Here is a 17,039-nt window from a genome sequence, read left to right as displayed (position 1 = left end):
AGACCCTCCTCACGGCTTTAATTCGCTGGAGACAGTCTTGCCCTTCTCCTCGTAGTACTTGACGGCTCCAGGGTGGAGCGGGATGCTCATACCGTCGAGGGCGGTGTCGAAGCTAATGTACTGCGCCTTGGCGTGAACCTGCCTGAGCTCGTCAACGTGGAGGAAGAGGAGCCTGGTCATGGCGTACACAACGTCATCCGGAACGTCGGCACTGACCACGAGAATGGCCTTGACAGCCAGGGTTGAGGTGTCCTCTGTCATGCCCTTGTAGGTGTCCTTCGGAAGGGTCTGGCTGACGTAGAATATGTATCCCTTGTCCTTGAGCTTCTTGAGGATATCCTCGCCAATCGGAAGGACCCTAACCGGAGTCTGAACGGCTATCTGGTCGATGGCAGGGGTCGGGGCACCTGAGACTATAACCGCGGCATCGATCTGGCCGAGCTTGAGCTGCTGGGCGGCCTCGCTGAACTTGAGGTAAACCTTGTCAACGTCGTTCCAGACGCCGGCGGCCTCGAGTATCTGCCGGGCCGCAACGGCGGTACCGCTTCCGGCCGCGCCAACTGCAACCTTCTTGCCCTTGAGATCCTCGAGGGTCTTTATGTCACTATCGGCCTTAACAACGAACTGGATGGTCTCGGGATAGAGGGCAGCGACACCGCGGATCTTGGTGACGGCCTTGCCCTGGAACGCCTCGAGGGTAGTGCCGTGGAAAGCGTAGTAGGCGACATCGTTCTGCATTATAGCAGCCTGGGCCCTTCCCTCACCGATGGCCTGGGCGTTGGAAACGCTGGCACCACTGGTGACGGCCCTGGCCTCAATCTTTATTCCGGTTTCGTCTTTGCTGTACTGGTTAAGGATGTTGGCGTAGGCAGAGCCGAGCGGGTAATAGACGCCGCTGGTTCCTCCGGTGTATATTTCCACCGAGTAACTCTCGGTCGGGCCGGTGGCGGAGCTGGTTTCCCCTCCGGAGCTTATACAGCCTGCCATAACGACCGCAAAAAGTAAAACCGCAACCAATCCAATTGAGACAAACTTTCTCATAGTCTTGCACACCTCCAAACTATAATGCGCGTTTATGGCCTAACGGCCATATTAGGATATTGAAGTACATTTTATGTTATATAGTTTGCGTTACATTTTCGTAAATCTTTCATTGGATGCCAACATGAAACGTAAGAACCTCGATATGGGCTATACAAAGGTAGAATTTCGAACCCGGGCAAAGCCTTTTAATCAGAAGGGGAATCACCCGTGGGGGTTGTAAAATGAAAGTTATAATGACAACCAAGATCGACCTGGCCTCTATGAACATAATGAGAAAGCTCATCGAGAACTTCGGATTCAGAGAGACAGAGGGGGAGTTCGACGGCAATCCCATCTATTCAAAGGATGACGCCCTTATCCTCACGACGAACGATGAGATGATATACTACGACGGACCCGATGGGGCCATAAACGAGCAGCTGGGGATTACCCCTGAGATCATAATATTCGCCTCGCGCCACTCCAGCAAGCAGAAGCTTCCCGCTCTTACCACCCACGTCACCGGCAACTGGGGGAACGCGATGTATGGAGGGAAAGACGAGAGCCTCGCCGTCGCACAGCCCGCGGCCATGAAGCTTGCCCTCATGAAAATGGACGAGCTCAACGACCTCGGCTGGACCGTCTGCTACGAGGCAACGCACCACGGCCCCAGCGAGCTCGACGTGCCGAGCCTGTTTATTGAGATAGGCTCGAGTGAGGAGGAGTGGGTCAACGACAGGGCGGGAGAGATAATAGCAGAGACGATAATTCACGTGCTCGAAAACTATAAGACCGCCAAGTTCCCGGTCGCAATAGGCATAGGTGGCGGGCACTACGCTCCAAAGCAGACCAAGAGGGCACTTGAGACCGACATAGCGTTCAGCCACATAGTCCCGAAGTACGCACACCCCGTTAAAGAGGAGCTTCTCCTCAGGGCCATTGAGAGGACACAGGGAGGAGTCGATGCCATTTACGTTGACTGGAAGGGCAGCAGGGGAGAAACCAGGCAGCTGGCTAGGAGCCTGGCCGAGGAACTGGGCTTGGAGTTCATACGTGACTGAACAATCGAAATCTTTAAAGATGTTGAGCGGGATTTAAAAATCAACACTCGTCACTTAGCTAAATTTATATACTACCTGCGTACAAAGTGGAACAGATGTTAAATTGCCCGGAGGGTGAAAAGATGCTGAAGCTGATTGAAGATGCCATTGAAAGAACCTCCGCCGGCCTCAACAAGGTGCCGGAGGCCCAGACCCCCCAGACTGACATCGATGAGGAACTCAAGAGGATTCTTGAGCAGATTCAGGCTAAGATTAATGTCGTTGGTGTCGGCGGTGCCGGCTGTAACACCATTAACAGGATGATGCAGGTTGGTATTGAGGGCGCGAAGGTTGTCGCAATAAACACGGACGCCCAGGACCTCCTCAAGGTTCGCGCTCACAGGAAGATACTCATCGGTAAGGAGCTCACCCGCGGCCTCGGAGCCGGAAACAATCCCAAGATGGGAGAAGAGGCCGCCAAAGAGAGCGAGAGGGACATCAGAGAGTCCCTCGAGGGAGCCGATATGGTGTTCATCACCTGCGGTCTCGGCGGCGGAACCGGAACCGGTGCTGCTCCGGTGGTTGCGGAGATAGCCAAGAAGATGGGAGCCCTCACCGTCTCAGTTGTCACCCTCCCGTTCACGGTCGAGGGAATCCGGAGGATAAAGAACGCCGAGTACGGCCTTGAGAGGCTCAGGAAGAACAGCGACACGGTCATAGTCATCCCGAACGACAAGCTCATGGAGGTCGCCCCGAACCTGCCGATACACATGGCCTTCAAGGTCGCCGACGAGATACTCGTCCAGGCGGTCAAGGGCATAACCGAGCTCATCACCAAGCCGGGTCTCGTTAACCTCGACTTCAACGATGTAAGGGCGGTCATGAAGGACGGCGGCGTTGCCATGATCGGTATCGGAGAGAGCGACAGCGAGAAGAGGGCTCTTGAAGCCGCCCAGCAGGCCCTCAACAGCCCGCTCCTCGACGTCGACATCAGCGGCGCCAAGGGCGCTTTGATAAGCATCAGCGGAAGTGATGTCAAGCTCGAGGAGGCCCAGCAGATCATCGAGCTCGTCACGAGCAAGCTCGATCCAGAGGCGCAGGTCATCTGGGGTATCCAGCTCGACGAGGAGCTGGAGAAGATGATCCGCATCCTCATTGTGGTCACCGGCGTCAGCTCACCCTACGCGGTGGCTGAGGAAGAGCCGGGCTACTACGGTGAGGAGCAGGAGAGAAAAGTTATTAAGCTCGATCTTGAGGAGCTTTGACGACCTTTCATTTTCAAAATTTAGCGAGGTGACGGGAGTGGCAACGACCACGGAAAAGCTTAAAAGCTTCTTCGCGGAGTCGCGGAGGGTTTTGATGGTCACAAAAAAGCCGGGAATGAAGGAATTTAAGATGGCAGCGAAGATAACCGGCATTGGAATGCTCCTGGTAGGTATCATTGGCCTTATACTCCGTCTGATAGGCTACCTCATCACCGGGGCCTGAACCAGCGGCAGTGGGTGAGAAGGATGAGCGATGGCAAGATATTCACAGTGCGTGTCACGGTGGGGCAGGAAGAGACCACCGCCAAGCTGATATACAGCAAGATTAAGACGTACAACCTTCCAGTTTACGCCATACTGGCGCCGTCAAAGGTTAAGGGCTACATCTTCATCGAGGCGCCGAGCAAAAGCGCCGTGGATGAGGCCATAAAGGGCATACGCCACGCCAAGGGAACCCTTCCGGGAGAGGTCAGGTTCGAGGAGATAGAGCACTTCCTCGAGGAGAAGCCCGCTGTGAGCGGCTTCGAGCCCGGCGACATCGTTGAACTCATCTCCGGCCCGTTCAAGGGCGAGAAGGCCAAGGTCGTCAGGGTCGACGAAGCCAAGGACGAGATAGTCGTTGAGCTCATAGGCTCGATCGTCCCGATTCCGGTCACGGTGAGGGGCGAATACGTTAGACTTATAAGCAAACGCCAGAAGGAGTGAACGGTCAACAGACAGAGGTGAGAAAAATGGCACAGGTTGTTGAGGTGCTCGTTGAGGGAGGAAAGGCTTCACCCGGACCCCCGCTCGGTCCCGCTATCGGTCCGCTCGGACTCAACGTCAAGCAGGTCGTTGACGAGATCAACAAGGCCACCAAGGACTTTGAGGGAATGCAGGTTCCCGTTAAGATCATCGTCACCGACCCGAAGAAGAAGACCTTCGAGATCGAGGTCGGTGTCCCGCCGGTCAGCCAGCTCATCAAGAAGGAGATCGGCGCCCCGAAGGGCTCCAGCGAGCCCGGTCACAGCCCGGTCGGGAACCTGACCATGGAGCAGGTCATCAGAATAGCGAAGGCCAAGGTTGACCAGATGCTCGCGGCCGACATTAAGGCTGCGGCGAAGGAGGTCATCGGTACCGCCCTCAGCATGGGCGTCACCATCGAAGGCAAGGATCCCAGGGAAGTTCAGAGGGAGATTGACGAAGGCGTTTACGACGAGATTTTCGCCAACGCCGAGGAGTGAGGGAAAAGTTTAAAAATCCCTCTTTTTACGCATTTTTGACTTTTCGTTGCTTAAATCAAAACCGAAAGGAGGGCTGTAAATGGCCTTTGACAGGCAGAAATTCGTGGAAGCGGTGAAGGAGGCGAAGGCCCGGGCTAAGCCGCGCAACTTCACACAGACCGTCGAAATGGCAGTCAACCTCAAGGATATAGACCTCCGCAAGCCGGAGAACAGGTTTAAGCTTGAGGTTGTGCTGCCCCACGGTCGTGGGAAGGAGCCCAAAATCGCGGTCATCGCTGATGGTGCCGTTGCCGAGGCGGCTAAAAAGCTCGGGCTTGATGTGATTAGTGGAGAGCAGCTTGAGGAACTTGCCAAGAGCCCAAGGGAAGCCAGAAAGCTGGCGAAGAACTACGACTTCTTCCTAGCGGCGGCCCCGCTGATGCCGAAGATCGGTAGGTACCTCGGTAGGTACCTCGGTCCGAGGAACAAGATGCCGCAGGTCGTCCCGCCGACCATGACCAACCTTGAACCGATAGTTGCCAGGCTCAAGAGAACCGTCAGGCTGCAGCTCAAGAACAACCCGGTCGTTCACGCCAGGGTCGGAACCGAGGACATGGACGACGAGAAGCTGGCAGAGAATGCAGAGGCCGTTCTCAACGCCATCATCAACAAGCTGGAGCGCGGCGAGAACCAAGTGAAGTCAGTGTACGTCAAGACCACCATGGGACCGGCAGTTAAGGTGGAGAGGTGAGGAAGATGGCCCACGTTGCCGAGTGGAAGAAGAAGGAAGTTGAAGAGCTCGCCAACATCATCAAGAGCCACCCAGTGATAGCGCTCGTTGACGTCGCCAACGTCCCGGCTTACCCGCTCAGCAAGATGCGTGAGAAGCTCAGGGGCAAGGCGCTCCTCCGCGTGAGCAGGAACACCCTCATAGAGCTCGCCATAAAGAGGGCCGCCCAGGAGCTCAACAACCCGGACCTCGAGAAGCTCATCGACCACATCCAGGGCGGAGCCGGAATCCTCGCCACCGAGATGAACCCGTTCAAGCTCTACAAGCTCCTCGAGGAGAGCAAGACCCCTGCCCCGGCCAAGCCGGGAGCGGTGGTTACCAGGGACGTCGTCATACCCGCCGGTCCGACTTCGATCTCGCCGGGTCCGCTCGTCGGTGAGATGCAGAGCATCGGAATCCCGGCGAGGATCGAGAAGGGTAAGGTCAGCATCCAGAAGGACTACACCGTCCTCAAGGCCGGTGAGGTCATCACCGACCAGCTCGCGAGAATCCTCAACGCGCTCGGAATCGAGCCGCTCGAGGTCGGTCTCAACCTGCTCGCGGCCTACGAGGACGGAATCGTCTACACCCCGGACGTCCTGGCGATCGACGAGAGTGAGTATATCAACCTGCTCCAGCAGGCCTACATGCACGCGTTCAACCTGTCCGTCAACACCGCCTACCCGACGGGCCAGACCATCGAGGCAATCATCCAGAAGGCCTTCCTCGGCGCGAAGAACGTCGCTGTGGAGGCTGGCTACGTCACCCCAGAGACCGTCGAGGACATCTTTGGCAGGGCTCTGCGTGCAGTCCTGCTCATAGCACAGGAGCTGCCTGAGGACCTGCTCGACGAGAAGACCAAAGAGCTTTTAAACCAACAGGCACAAATAGCCGTTGCCGCTCAGCCTCAGGAGGAGAAGGTTGAGGAGGCTGAGGAAGAAGAGGAGGAAGAAGAGGAAGCCTCAGAGGAGGACGCGCTCGCTGGACTGGGCGCGCTCTTCGGCTGAACTTTCCATTTCCCTCGTATCCCTGAACAAATCCGTGTGAAATGAATGAAAAATGAAGATGATTGGAGGTGCGAAAAATGGAGTACGTGTATGCCGCTCTGCTGCTCCACGCCGCTGGTAAGGAGATAACCGAGGAGAACCTCAAGGCCATCCTTGAGGCCGCTGGTGTCAGCCCGGACGAGGCTAGGATAAAGGCCCTCGTTGCCGCCCTTGAGGGCGTCAACATCGACGAGGTCATCGAGAAGGCCGCCATGCCGGTTGCCGCCCCGGTTGCCGTTGCCGCTGCTCCGGCTGCCGAGGCCCCGGCTGAGGCCGCCGCTGAGGAAGAGGAGGAAGAGGAAGAGGAGGCCAGCGAGGAGGAGGCCCTCGCCGGTCTCGGTGCCCTCTTCGGCTGAACTCCTCTTTCTTACGTTTTTGATTTTAGATTTCTAAGAATAGCTTTGTTGTTTTGTTCCTTGGGATCACGATCGTCGTTGTCTCGAAGACGTTTATATTCTTTCTATAATATTTGTTTCGTCTATAGTTTAGTGCTATTCCATATCTCTTAATAATGTTTCTGGATTAGATTTTAATACAAATAGAAAACTTTTTAAATTTTTATCATTATGATTCTTTGAAAACAATATGGGAGTGATAAAAATGACATGGAATGTAAGTCTTTTTTATTATACTGGGAGTCGGATAGCTTGGTCCAGAAACAGACCGGGATAATGATGACATTAATACACTGATTCAGATTATTAATGAATTCTGGACTCAAAAACCGGGATTTCAGATAATATCAGAGATTCCTAATCCCCAGGGCAAGTGGACATATCAACAAATGAAACTATGGTTCGATACCTGGAAGATCAAGTAGGTTCAAAGATTAGAGGTTATTATCTAGTACCCGAAGGAGCTTATACAATGTATAATGCAAAAGCTCAAGATAACACATATTGCAGAGACAATGTGAAAAGGATAGTTAATGATATCAAAGCAAAAAATAAATATGCCGTGTGGATACCTATAGAGGGAAATCTCAGCTTTAACTACATGGATAAGTGTCAAGCTTACATTCACTTCACTAATATAGCTCCTCAGCCACATTACTATCAAGTTAGAGATGACACAGGATACAAGTATGACTCAGAGTGCCAATTGAGAATGGATCCGTATAGACCAAATGGTATGAACTTTAACCAACTAAAAATATTTATGCAAGAATGCAAAAATAGGGGATGGGGAGTAGAATTTGAATGTGATAATGCCGTTAGAGAGGATTACGTTGGTGGGAGTAGAGAAAATTGCGGGTGTCAGTGCATGTTCGAGGAAGATTTAAGGTGCACTGACCGGGCGGTAAACTATTATTGTGCATCCAATGCTGTTGGTGGCTTTAAATATGTCTATCATTACTTTAGCAATGACATACAAAATTATCTGAAAGTGAAGGAACGTTATAATGAAATTTCATGTCCGTCCGGAGGAAATTCAACTTGTTAGGCATTATGCTATCTCTTTGTTATCAGAGGGATGCCAATGAACGCAAGAACCTTAGTTATCGTCGGTTTGTTGCTACTTGCCTTGCATGCCTCAGCTGTTACAGCGGAGAATATTAAAATTTGGGGACTCACCTCAAATGGAACTCACGCGATGGTGAGTTATTATAAAGATGATGGCTTTCACACTGCCCTTTATGATGGGAGTTCCTTTTACGAATTTCCCATCCCACGAAAACCGGTGGACCTCAACAGAACCGCAATTGACTACGAGCCTAATGAATGGAGTTATTATGATGAGCTAAATCCTGTGGTTGTTGGATATTTCAACGGTACCTGGATTTTTGATGGTCTAGAGCGGCTGGCTTTCTTCGATGGAAGGACTTTTAGAGTCGTATTCCACCCAGGCTGCTCTGCGTGCATGGTTACGGAGTTTAAGTCCGGAACGCACAATGCCCTCTTTGTCTCAAGAACGGTCACCATGCTCACGTATGAAACCGTCACCATGTTCGACGGAGGGCAGTTTAGGTGGATCAACATCACCGGGGACTCAATCCATGTTGCTTACATCCCATCGAGGGACTCATGGTTGATTTATCTTAGAAACGGGGGAGATCTTTACGAAAATTCTCTTTATCTTTATGACGGGAGCTTGGAGAAGCTCTTGGATTTTTCAGAGGGTTTTAAGGTTTATTCCATGGATTCCAATGGCTCGGTGGTGCTCCTAGCGACAAATTATGGACTCTATTCCTACAATGGAACTATTAACAAGATTTCCACGATGGATGCTTATCTTGTCAGGTGGGATGGATGCTGGATGCTTGCTACGAGTGGAGGACTTTTCACATATGACGGAAGAAACTTCACAAAGATAACTGACCCAGGTATACGTATAGTTTACATAACCCGAGTTAATGATTTCTGGCTAATTGCAGGTGTGCAAAAGGGTCAGTGGCGACTCCTAAAGTACCATGATGGGATGTTTGAGGACTTGACAAGTGAACTCTTAAATGCAAAGCCGTGGCCACCTTCGGATTCAGATCACCTGCTACAGGGGTCCCACGAAAGAAGGATAATATGCTTAGTCTGCGCTTTGATGCTCTTTTCTCTTCTCCTGCTCCTAAAAAGGAGAGTCTAACTTTTCCTCTCCTGCAATCTCAGATGCATTCCCTACCGTAACCTTTATGTAAAGACCGGGGTTAACTACCCCGGTGGGCCCGTGGCCTAGGGGACATGGCGCCGGCCTTCGGAGCCGGTAGTCGCGGGTTCGAATCCCGCCGGGCCCGCCAGCAAATCAAACTTCGCCTGCGCGAAGTTTGATCAAGGTCAGTGGTTCTTCCCAAAATTGCTATTCTCCGAGGATTTTCACAATACACGAACCCAAAAGTCAGTGAATTCTTCAGACAAGCCAACCAAAAAGGAGTTTCTCTCCTTGACGCCCTGCGGGCGTCGATTAAAATGCAAACTCACGAATAACAAGCTCGCTAAAAATTGAATTCACAATCGAAAAGGCCAACACTCGGGAAAATACATTCCCAAATAGCTCCCCAACCAAGAACCACGAACTTTGATGGAACTTTGCCCTGCAAACTTTCCTTGGTGAAGTTTTCCAAAAGCTTCAGCGCTGCTTTCCCTGCCGTTCAAGCGTCCTGGACGGATGGCAGAAGGGGCATGCTCACCCACCTGCGCGAATTTCTTCTGGCCCCCGGAACGGTTTTATACGTGACCCGAATATTCAAACCGGTGGTCACTAATGATGCTCCCGGACTGGAAAATCAGGAAGGAAATTCTAATCGAGCCCTTCAACGAGAAGTCCCTCCAGCCGGCGGGCTACGACCTGCGCGTTGGGAGAGAGGCGTACATAAACGGAGAACTGATAGACGTTGAAGAGGCCGGGAAAGTGGTAATTCCCCCAAAGACATACGCCCTCATCCTTACCCTCGAGAGGATTGGGCTCCCGGACGACGTCATGGGTGACATGAAGCTCAGGAGCAGCCTCGCCAGGGAGGGTTTACTCGGCTCCTTCGCATGGGTCGATCCCGGCTGGGACGGCAACCTTACCCTTGGAATCTACAACGCCTCCGATGAACCGGTCGAGCTCTCCTACGGAGAGCGCTTCGTACAGATAGCCTTCATAAGGCTGGAGGGACCGGCCAAAAGTCCCTACCGCGGAAACTATCAGGGAAGCCAGCATCTGGCGCTCTCAAAGAGAAAGAAGTGATTTCCCTCGGATGAGGGTTTTCCCCCTTCTTCTCCCTCCCGCCGCCCACGTTTGAATAATTTTCCGGTGCCGTTAGCAGTATCGACCAGTGCTTTTTTTCAATCGTGCCCACAGCCGTTAAAAGGCTCCACCTGGGTGGACCCTCCAATGGGCCGTAGTGTCATGACGGCAGAACCGGAAGGAAAGCAGGTGTCCATGAACACCCAACTGGCCAAGTTAAATTTATTCAAGGGTGCATCTGGCGTTAAACCGGCGGAAATGCCTCCTTTTACCGAAAGGTTTATATATCTCCAATTCCCTAAAGAATACCGAAGAACCCGTTAAGGAGGTGTTGCGAATGGCCGAGCTTCCGATTGCCCCGATTGACAGGCTTATAAGGAAGGCCGGCGCTGAGAGGGTCAGCGAGGACGCTGCCAAGGTTCTCGCCGAGTACCTCGAGGAGTACGCCATCGAGCTTGCCAGGAAGTCCGCCGACTTTGCCAGGCACGCCGGCAGGAAGACCGTCAAGGCCGAGGACATCAAGCTTGCCATCAAGGCCTGAAGGCCTTTCTGGCTTCTTTTACTTCCATCTCCCAACCGTTAGCGTTTTAAGTCAATTCTCCAGGCTTCAAACATGCCAGAGATAGCGGTGAGAATGACAAAGCGCAATCACAACGCCTTCGTCCACCTGCTCGGAGCCCTGGAGAGCCAGGGATTTGATCTCAGTGAGATCATAATAACCAAGGATTTCAGAGAGATACTGAAAGCCAGACCGAAGGTTGTTCTCTACTCCTTCTTCACCGAGGAGATATGGGGGGCCTTGACCGAGGAGGTACGCCTTCTGAAGGAGAAAGGGGCCCTCCTCGTTGCCGGAGGCTACCACGCGATAGCCATGCCGAAGCACACCCTGGGCCAGCTCGGTTTTGACATCGCGGTTATAGGCGAAGGGGAGGAGGTTCTCTACCGGCTCCTCACCGTGCTGAAAAAGACCGGGTACCGGATCACAAAGGAGCTCCTCGACATCAGGGGGCTGGCGTTCTACCTCAACGGCGAGTTCGTCTTCACAGGCTTCGCCAAGGTTGAGGACTTCTGGCGCTTCCCGCCGTATCCCGAGAGCGTCCGTCTCATATCGCCGATAGAGATAACACGCGGCTGCCCCTTCGGCTGCTACTACTGCCAGACGCCGTACATCAAGGGGCTCCGGATGAGGCACAGGCCGATAGACCAGATTGTGAAGTACTCCCGCAGGATGAGGGACATGCGTTACATAACCCCCAACGCCTTTGCTTACGGCTCACCGGGGGCAATACTAAAGCTTAACAAGCTTGAGGCCCTTCTCAAGGCACTTCAACCCCTCCGGAAAGAGGGCAGGAGGCTCTACTACGGAACGTTTCCAAGCGAGGTTCGTCCGGAGTTCGTCATCCCGGAGACGCTGGAGCTCCTCATCGACTATGCAGACAACAGGAGGTTGGCCATAGGTGCCCAGAGCGGTGACGATGCGATGCTCAAAGCCATGCACCGGATTCACAGGATAGAGCACGTCCAGCGGGCGGTTGAGTACATGCTTGAGTACGGCTTTGAACCGGTCGTTGACTTCATCGTAGGTCTTCCGAACGAGAGCGAGGAGAGCCAGCGTAAAAGCATCGAGCTGATGGAGTGGGTGATGGCAAGGGGCGGGAAGGTAAGGGCCCACTACTTCATGCCGCTCCCCGGAACGCCCTGGGCGCGCTGCAAGCCGAGCCCGCTGAGCGAGGAGATGAAGCGCTTTTTGGGGAGGATGGCAGCTAAGGGAAAGATAGAGGGTTCGTGGGGCAACCAGATTGAACTGTCGAGGAAGCTTCAGAGGCTCCTGGAAGAGTTCTACGAGGAGCCGATGAGCCACACGGTGCCCGTCAGGAACGTCTGCTGATTACCATTCGCATGGACGTGTCAAAGAGCCACCCAATAAGCTTATAACCCCATTCTTTCGTTATCCAACCGACGGCGAAATGTACGCCGAAAACTATAAAAGATTCCTGGAGCTTATAGATAAACTGCGAGAGTTTGAGGGAGCCCTCATAGTTGAGGGCCTGCGAGACGAGGTGGCTCTGAGGAATCTGGGGGTCAGGGCGGAGATAATAAGGCTCTCCCGCCTGCCTTTAACGGAAGTTGCGCTCATCGCCTCATCGTATAAAGAGGTCATGATACTTACGGACTTCGACAGAAAGGGCGAAGAACTCGCAAGGAAGCTCCTCCGGTACCTGGAGGGCTATCCCTGCAGGGTCGATGCAGAGACGCGCAGAGAGCTCAGGAGAATCGCAAAGAAGGACATTAAAGGTATCGAGGATCTCTACGGCCTTTACCTCAAGGTCGTCTCCGTTTCTGACCCCCATCCGGAGGGGATTCGATGAAGAGGAAGAAGACAGTGCTTCACCACATTTTGGCTGAAAAGCAGAAGTTTGAAAAACGGAAAGAGGGTGATGGTATGTCAGCCAAGGACGAATTCGGAACGACCAAGTATGTAATATACGCGGAGTTTGAAGCAAGCGGAATTGTTGAAAGGCCGGACGTTGTTGGTGCTATTTTTGGACAGACTGAGGGTCTTCTCGGTGACGATCTTGACCTCAGGGAGCTTCAGAAGACCGGAAGGATTGGAAGGATAAGGGTTGAAGTTCACACAAAGGCCGGAAAAACCTACGGAACGATAACCGTACCTTCGAGCCTCGACAGGGTTGAGACCGCGATTCTGGCGGCCGCCCTCGAGACCATTGACCGCGTTGGCCCGGCGGAGGCCAACATAAAGGTCCTCCGCATCGAGGACGTTCGTGCCACCAAGAGGAAGTACATCATAGAGAGGGCCAAGGAGATACTCGAGGGACTTATGGAACAGGAGATCCCCGAGACCCAGGAGCTGACCGAGGAGGTCAAGAAGGCCGTCCGCGCCAAGGAGCTCATCGAGTACGGCCCCGAGAAGCTCCCAGCTGGACCGCACGTTCCGTTCTCAGACTCAATTATCGTCGTTGAGGGAAGGGCCGACGTCCTCAACCTGCTCAAGCACGGTATAAAGAACGCCATAGCCGTGGAGGGCACTTCGGTTCCCGAGACGATAACCAAGCTCAGCAAGGAGCGCATTGTTACCGCCTTCACCGACGGCGACCGCGGCGGCGAGCTCATCCTCAAGGAGCTCCTCCAGGTTGCCGATGTGGACTACGTGGCCCGCGCGCCGGAGGGCAAGGAAGTTGAAGAGCTCACCAAGAAGGAGATAGTCAAGTCCCTCAGGAGCAAGGTCCCGGCGGAGCAGGTCATAACCGAGATATTCTACAAGGGCAGGAACTTCTACGACGTCATCAAGGAAAAGGAGAAGGCAAAGGCAAGGGAAGAGAGGAAGGAGGAGCGGAAACCCGCTGCCCACGCCCCCAGCCAGGTGCAGAGGGGCCCGGTGGAGAGGAAGCCGGAAAAGCCCGAGAGGCCCGAGCCCAAGAGGGAGGAGAGGATAATAAAACCCATCCAGCAGCCGAAGCCAAGCGAGCTCGATGAGTTCGGCGAGCTCATAGAGAAGGTCAAGGCCTCCAAGGAGTCGATGGCGCTCCTCCTCGACAAGGACAAAAACGTCCTCGCGGAGATACCCGTTAGGGAGATGACCGGGCGGCTCAAGGAGCGCAAGGACGTCTACGCCGTCGTCTTCAACGGCGTCATAACCCAGAGGCTCATCGACACGGTGAGCGAGAGCGGCGTCAAGTACCTCGTCGGCGCGAGGAAGTACAACGTCGTCAGGCGCCCGATAAACCTCAAGATAGTCACCTTCGCGGAGTGAGCTCCGCACCCCTTTTCTCCCAATTTCCGAGGACTAACTTTATAACCACTCCCGCCTTTCTCCCCCCGGTGAGGAGAATGAACGTGGAGGAGCTCATACTGAAGTACGCGCTCATCAACGCTTACACCCACAAGGGGAGGGCAAACCCAAAGGCGGTTATAGGAAAGGTTCTCGGCGAGAACCCGGAGCTGAGACCGAAGGCCAAGGAAGTGATTCCCCTGGTGAACGAAATCGTGGAAAAGGTCAACGGCATGAGCATCGAGGAGCAGGGGGCCAAGCTCAGGGAGATTTATCCCGAGTTCTTTGAAGCAAAGAAGGAGAAAAAGGAGGAGAAAAAAGGCCTCCCGCCCCTGCCGAAGGCCGAGAAGGGGAAGGTCGTCACGCGCTTCGCCCCCAATCCGGACGGCGCGTTCCACCTCGGAAACGCGAGGGCCGCTATTCTGAGCCACGAGTACGCGAGGCTCTACGGCGGCAGGTTCATACTCCGCTTCGACGACACCGACCCGAAGGTCAAGAGGCCCGAGCCCAAGTTCTACGAGTGGATCAAGGAGGACCTCGAGTGGCTCGGCTTCAAGGTCGATGAGGTTCACATAGCCAGCGACAGGCTGGAGATATACTACAGGTACGCGGAGGAGCTCATAAAGGGCGGAAAGGCCTACGTCTGCACCTGCCCACCGGAGAAGTTCCGCGAGCTTAGGGACAAGGGCATCGCCTGCCCGCACAGGGAGGAGCCGGTTGAGGTTCAGCTGGAGCGCTGGAGGAAGATGCTGAACGGAGAGTACAGAGAGGGAGAGGCCGTCGTCAGGATAAAGACTGACCTCAAGCATCCCAATCCTGCCGTCCGCGACTGGCCGGCGCTGAGGATAATCGACAACGCGGACCACCCGCGCGTTGGCGACAAGTACCGCGTCTGGCCGCTCTACAACTTCGCCTCGGCCATAGACGACCACGAGCTCGGCGTCACCCACATCTTCCGCGGACAGGAGCACGCGGAGAACGAAACGAGACAGCGCTACCTCTACGACTACTTCGGCTGGGAATACCCTCAGACGGTTCACCACGGAAGGCTCAGCATTGAGGGGGTCATCCTCAGCAAGTCCAAAACCAGAAAGGGAATAGAGGAGGGCAAGTACCTCGGCTGGGACGACCCCAGGCTTGGCACCATAAGGGCCCTCAGGAGGCGCGGCATAAGACCCGAGGCAATAAGGGAGCTCATCATCGACGTCGGCCTCAAGAGAAGCGACACCACGATAAGCTGGGACAACCTGGCGGCGATAAACCGGAGGATAATCGAGCCTGTGGCCAACAGGTACTTCTTCGTCGCCGATCCCATTCCGATGTGGATAGAGGGGGCCGAGGAGTTCACGGCGGAGGTACCGCTCCACCCGGACCACCCGGAGCGCGGTGTCAGGAGGCTCAAGTTCGTGCCTGGAAAGCCTGTCTACGTCTCGAAGGATGACATGGAGCTGTTCAAGCCAGGCAACTTCGTCCGCCTTAAGGACCTCTTCAACGTCGAGATAGTTGAGGTCTCAGAGGAGGGCATAAAAGCGAGGTTCCACAGCGTTGACTACGAAGTTGCCAGGGAGAACCGCTGGAGGATGGTGCACTGGGTCACAGAGGGGAAGCCCTGTGAGGTTCTTGTCCCCGAGGGGGACGAACTCGTTGTGAGGAAGGGCCTCCTGGAGAGTGATGCCGAGGTCAGCGTGGACGATGTTGTTCAGTTCGAGCGCTTTGGATTCGTCAGAATAGACGAGGTAACGCCCGAGAAGGTCGTGGCGATATTCGCCCACAGGTAACGCGCTGCCACCTTTTCTTATCTTTTTCAGCAGGGAATTAAAGAGAAAATAAAAGGGGCATCATACGGCCGTTTTCTGGGCGACCAGCCTGTCGCCAAAGAGGCCGAAGAGCAACACGATGGCCGCCAGGACACCCGAGACTACGTAGAGCCCGCCGGCCCTGAACACGCCGAAGAAGGCGTAGAGACCCCCAACCACGAACACGAGAGAGCCTACTGCAACCACTGCCATAGCGGCCATTGAGAGCTTCTTTCCGGACGAAACCACCGGGTAGAGCTCGTATATTGCCGTGAAGAACGTGGCAACGACAACCGCCTTGAGGACCATGTTGGCTATCGAGGGCTGGGAGTCAAAGATGCCTATCAGGAGGGAGGTCCCTATCAGGTACGTCGCGGCCCGGTTTCTTCCGGTATCCATCATCGATTCGATGATCTGAAGGCCAACCTCCGCGGTTGGGAGCAGGCTGGTCACACCGGCGAAGAACGTAGAAAGGCCTATTAACGCCAGGAGCATGGGATAATCCGCGAGTATCGTGGGAAGGTCGGCCATCATCTGAATGGCGCCCTCTTCCCCACCGTAGACGTACTGAAGGAGTCTTTCCGGCGTTGTGGGGGCAATGGCGTAAACCACGGTTACCGTGGAGAGGACGCCTATGAGGAGCTGGATGAATATGCCTGTCCCGATGATGACCTTGGCGTTGAAGCGCTCGTTTATGAAGCTGCCGAGCATGAGGTAGAAAGCCATTCCCAGGCCGACACCGTAGAGGGCCCTTTCGGCGGCAGCCTTTATCAGGGCAAGGCTCAATTCGTGTCTGGCAACTATCATATGCTTGGCCAGCCCCAGAAACGCCGCGTTCTCAGGTATCTGAACCTTGAAGGCAACGGCGGTCACGGTCACCGCGACGACGAAGATTATCGAACCAAAGGCCATGATGGAGAACGTCTTCTCCTTAGCTCTGGTGAGTATCAAAAAGACCATGGTGAACATCAGCACCTTCGCTATCAGCCTGGCAACGGTTCCCGTGCCGAGGACGGGCGAGAGCACCGTCAGCATGGTGTTGGCCGCGTAGTACGAGAGGAAAATTGCCACAACGACGAAGATGGACAGCACCATCGCCGGCCGCTTGGAAACCTTGTTGTAAAGCTCGACGAAGTAGTAGCCAGACTTCATGACAGTCTCTGCCTCAAGTATGGCGATGTACGTAAACACTGCAAGGAAGACAATGTACACAGCCATTCCTGTAATGCCGTACTGGAGCCAGAACTGGGGGAACAGGCCTATGCTACCGATGCCCGTGGCGAATCCCGCAACCAGGAACGTAAGGTACAGAGTCCACTTCTTCACCTCATCCATGATTTCACCCCCTATAGGTTGTCCGGCTTTTACAATGAACGCTTCCGGTTAAAAAATATGTCCCTTCACAGGGAAAGTCTAAAAGTTCCAACTGGCATTCTACGGCACAGTAC

General features: G+C 54.3%; 18 protein-coding genes and 1 tRNA gene. 17 read left to right on the top strand and 2 right to left on the bottom strand.

What is annotated here, in order from left to right:
- Positions 1-9 precede the first annotated feature (9 nt).
- Positions 10-1,041, bottom strand: a complete 1,032-nt coding sequence (locus APY94_RS12095; protein ID WP_058939862.1) for a TAXI family TRAP transporter solute-binding subunit — start codon at positions 1,039-1,041, stop codon at positions 10-12.
- 224 nt (positions 1,042-1,265) lie between these two features.
- Here APY94_RS12095 and APY94_RS12090 point away from each other — a divergent pair, with 224 nt between their 5' ends.
- The 17 genes from APY94_RS12090 to APY94_RS12010 all read left to right on the top strand — a co-directional run bounded on the left by APY94_RS12090 (position 1,266) and on the right by APY94_RS12010 (position 15,573).
- Complete coding sequence (locus tag APY94_RS12090) at positions 1,266-2,084, top strand: D-aminoacyl-tRNA deacylase (RefSeq protein ID WP_058939861.1); 819 nt, start codon at positions 1,266-1,268, stop codon at positions 2,082-2,084.
- A 122-nt stretch (positions 2,085-2,206) separates the two neighbouring features.
- The gene (gene ftsZ / locus APY94_RS12085; RefSeq protein WP_058939860.1) at positions 2,207-3,328 is read left to right on the top strand and encodes a cell division protein FtsZ; all 1,122 of its coding nucleotides are present in this window, start codon (positions 2,207-2,209) and stop codon (positions 3,326-3,328) included.
- A 37-nt stretch (positions 3,329-3,365) separates the two neighbouring features.
- Positions 3,366-3,551, top strand: a complete 186-nt coding sequence (locus APY94_RS12080; RefSeq protein ID WP_058939880.1) for a protein translocase SEC61 complex subunit gamma — start codon at positions 3,366-3,368, stop codon at positions 3,549-3,551.
- A 23-nt stretch (positions 3,552-3,574) separates the two neighbouring features.
- Entirely contained in the window at positions 3,575-4,033 is a 459-nt protein-coding gene (locus APY94_RS12075; protein ID WP_058939859.1) for a transcription elongation factor Spt5, read from the top strand.
- Between the two features lie 26 nt (positions 4,034-4,059).
- Positions 4,060-4,551: a 50S ribosomal protein L11 gene (locus APY94_RS12070; RefSeq protein ID WP_058939858.1), complete on the top strand. Its 492-nt coding sequence runs from the start codon at positions 4,060-4,062 to the stop codon at positions 4,549-4,551.
- A gap of 79 nt (positions 4,552-4,630) precedes the next feature.
- Positions 4,631-5,281: a 50S ribosomal protein L1 gene (locus tag APY94_RS12065; protein WP_058939857.1), complete on the top strand. Its 651-nt coding sequence runs from the start codon at positions 4,631-4,633 to the stop codon at positions 5,279-5,281.
- A 5-nt stretch (positions 5,282-5,286) separates the two neighbouring features.
- On the top strand, positions 5,287-6,306 hold the full coding sequence (locus APY94_RS12060; RefSeq protein WP_058939879.1) for a 50S ribosomal protein L10: 1,020 nt from the start codon (positions 5,287-5,289) through the stop codon (positions 6,304-6,306).
- 77 nt (positions 6,307-6,383) lie between these two features.
- Positions 6,384-6,701: a 50S ribosomal protein P1 gene (gene rpl12p / locus APY94_RS12055; RefSeq protein ID WP_014012337.1), complete on the top strand. Its 318-nt coding sequence runs from the start codon at positions 6,384-6,386 to the stop codon at positions 6,699-6,701.
- 436 nt (positions 6,702-7,137) lie between these two features.
- Entirely contained in the window at positions 7,138-7,788 is a 651-nt protein-coding gene (locus APY94_RS12050; protein WP_157065547.1) for a hypothetical protein, read from the top strand.
- A 36-nt stretch (positions 7,789-7,824) separates the two neighbouring features.
- Complete coding sequence (locus APY94_RS12045; protein ID WP_058939855.1) at positions 7,825-8,922, top strand: hypothetical protein; 1,098 nt, start codon at positions 7,825-7,827, stop codon at positions 8,920-8,922.
- A 75-nt stretch (positions 8,923-8,997) separates the two neighbouring features.
- Positions 8,998-9,073, top strand: a tRNA-Arg gene (locus tag APY94_RS12040).
- Positions 9,074-9,537: 464 nt separating this feature from the next.
- A complete protein-coding gene (gene dcd, locus APY94_RS12035) occupies positions 9,538-10,005 on the top strand; it encodes a dCTP deaminase (RefSeq protein ID WP_058939854.1) in 468 nt (155 codons plus the stop codon).
- Between the two features lie 337 nt (positions 10,006-10,342).
- Positions 10,343-10,546: an archaeal histone HpkA gene (hpkA, locus tag APY94_RS12030; protein ID WP_014012340.1), complete on the top strand. Its 204-nt coding sequence runs from the start codon at positions 10,343-10,345 to the stop codon at positions 10,544-10,546.
- Positions 10,547-10,618: 72 nt separating this feature from the next.
- Entirely contained in the window at positions 10,619-11,893 is a 1,275-nt protein-coding gene (locus APY94_RS12025) for a TIGR04013 family B12-binding domain/radical SAM domain-containing protein (RefSeq protein ID WP_058939853.1), read from the top strand.
- A gap of 79 nt (positions 11,894-11,972) precedes the next feature.
- The gene (locus tag APY94_RS12020; protein ID WP_058939852.1) at positions 11,973-12,374 is read left to right on the top strand and encodes a toprim domain-containing protein; all 402 of its coding nucleotides are present in this window, start codon (positions 11,973-11,975) and stop codon (positions 12,372-12,374) included.
- Entirely contained in the window at positions 12,371-13,777 is a 1,407-nt protein-coding gene (gene dnaG / locus APY94_RS12015) for a DNA primase DnaG (RefSeq protein WP_058939851.1), read from the top strand. The genes APY94_RS12020 and dnaG overlap by 4 nt, the downstream gene beginning before the upstream one ends.
- A 77-nt stretch (positions 13,778-13,854) precedes the next feature.
- Entirely contained in the window at positions 13,855-15,573 is a 1,719-nt protein-coding gene (locus APY94_RS12010; protein ID WP_058939850.1) for a glutamate--tRNA ligase, read from the top strand.
- A gap of 60 nt (positions 15,574-15,633) precedes the next feature.
- Here the strand turns inward: APY94_RS12010 and APY94_RS12005 are convergent, their stop codons facing one another.
- Positions 15,634-16,926 carry a sodium-dependent transporter gene (locus APY94_RS12005; protein WP_058939849.1) on the bottom strand — a complete coding sequence of 431 codons (1,293 nt, stop codon included), beginning with the start codon at positions 16,924-16,926 and terminating at the stop codon, positions 15,634-15,636.
- Positions 16,927-17,039: the final 113 nt, after the last annotated feature.

The organism is Thermococcus celericrescens (assembly GCF_001484195.1).
Classification (GTDB): Archaea; Methanobacteriota_B; Thermococci; order Thermococcales; family Thermococcaceae; genus Thermococcus; species Thermococcus celericrescens.
This window is presented reverse-complemented; position numbering and strand designations above follow the sequence as displayed.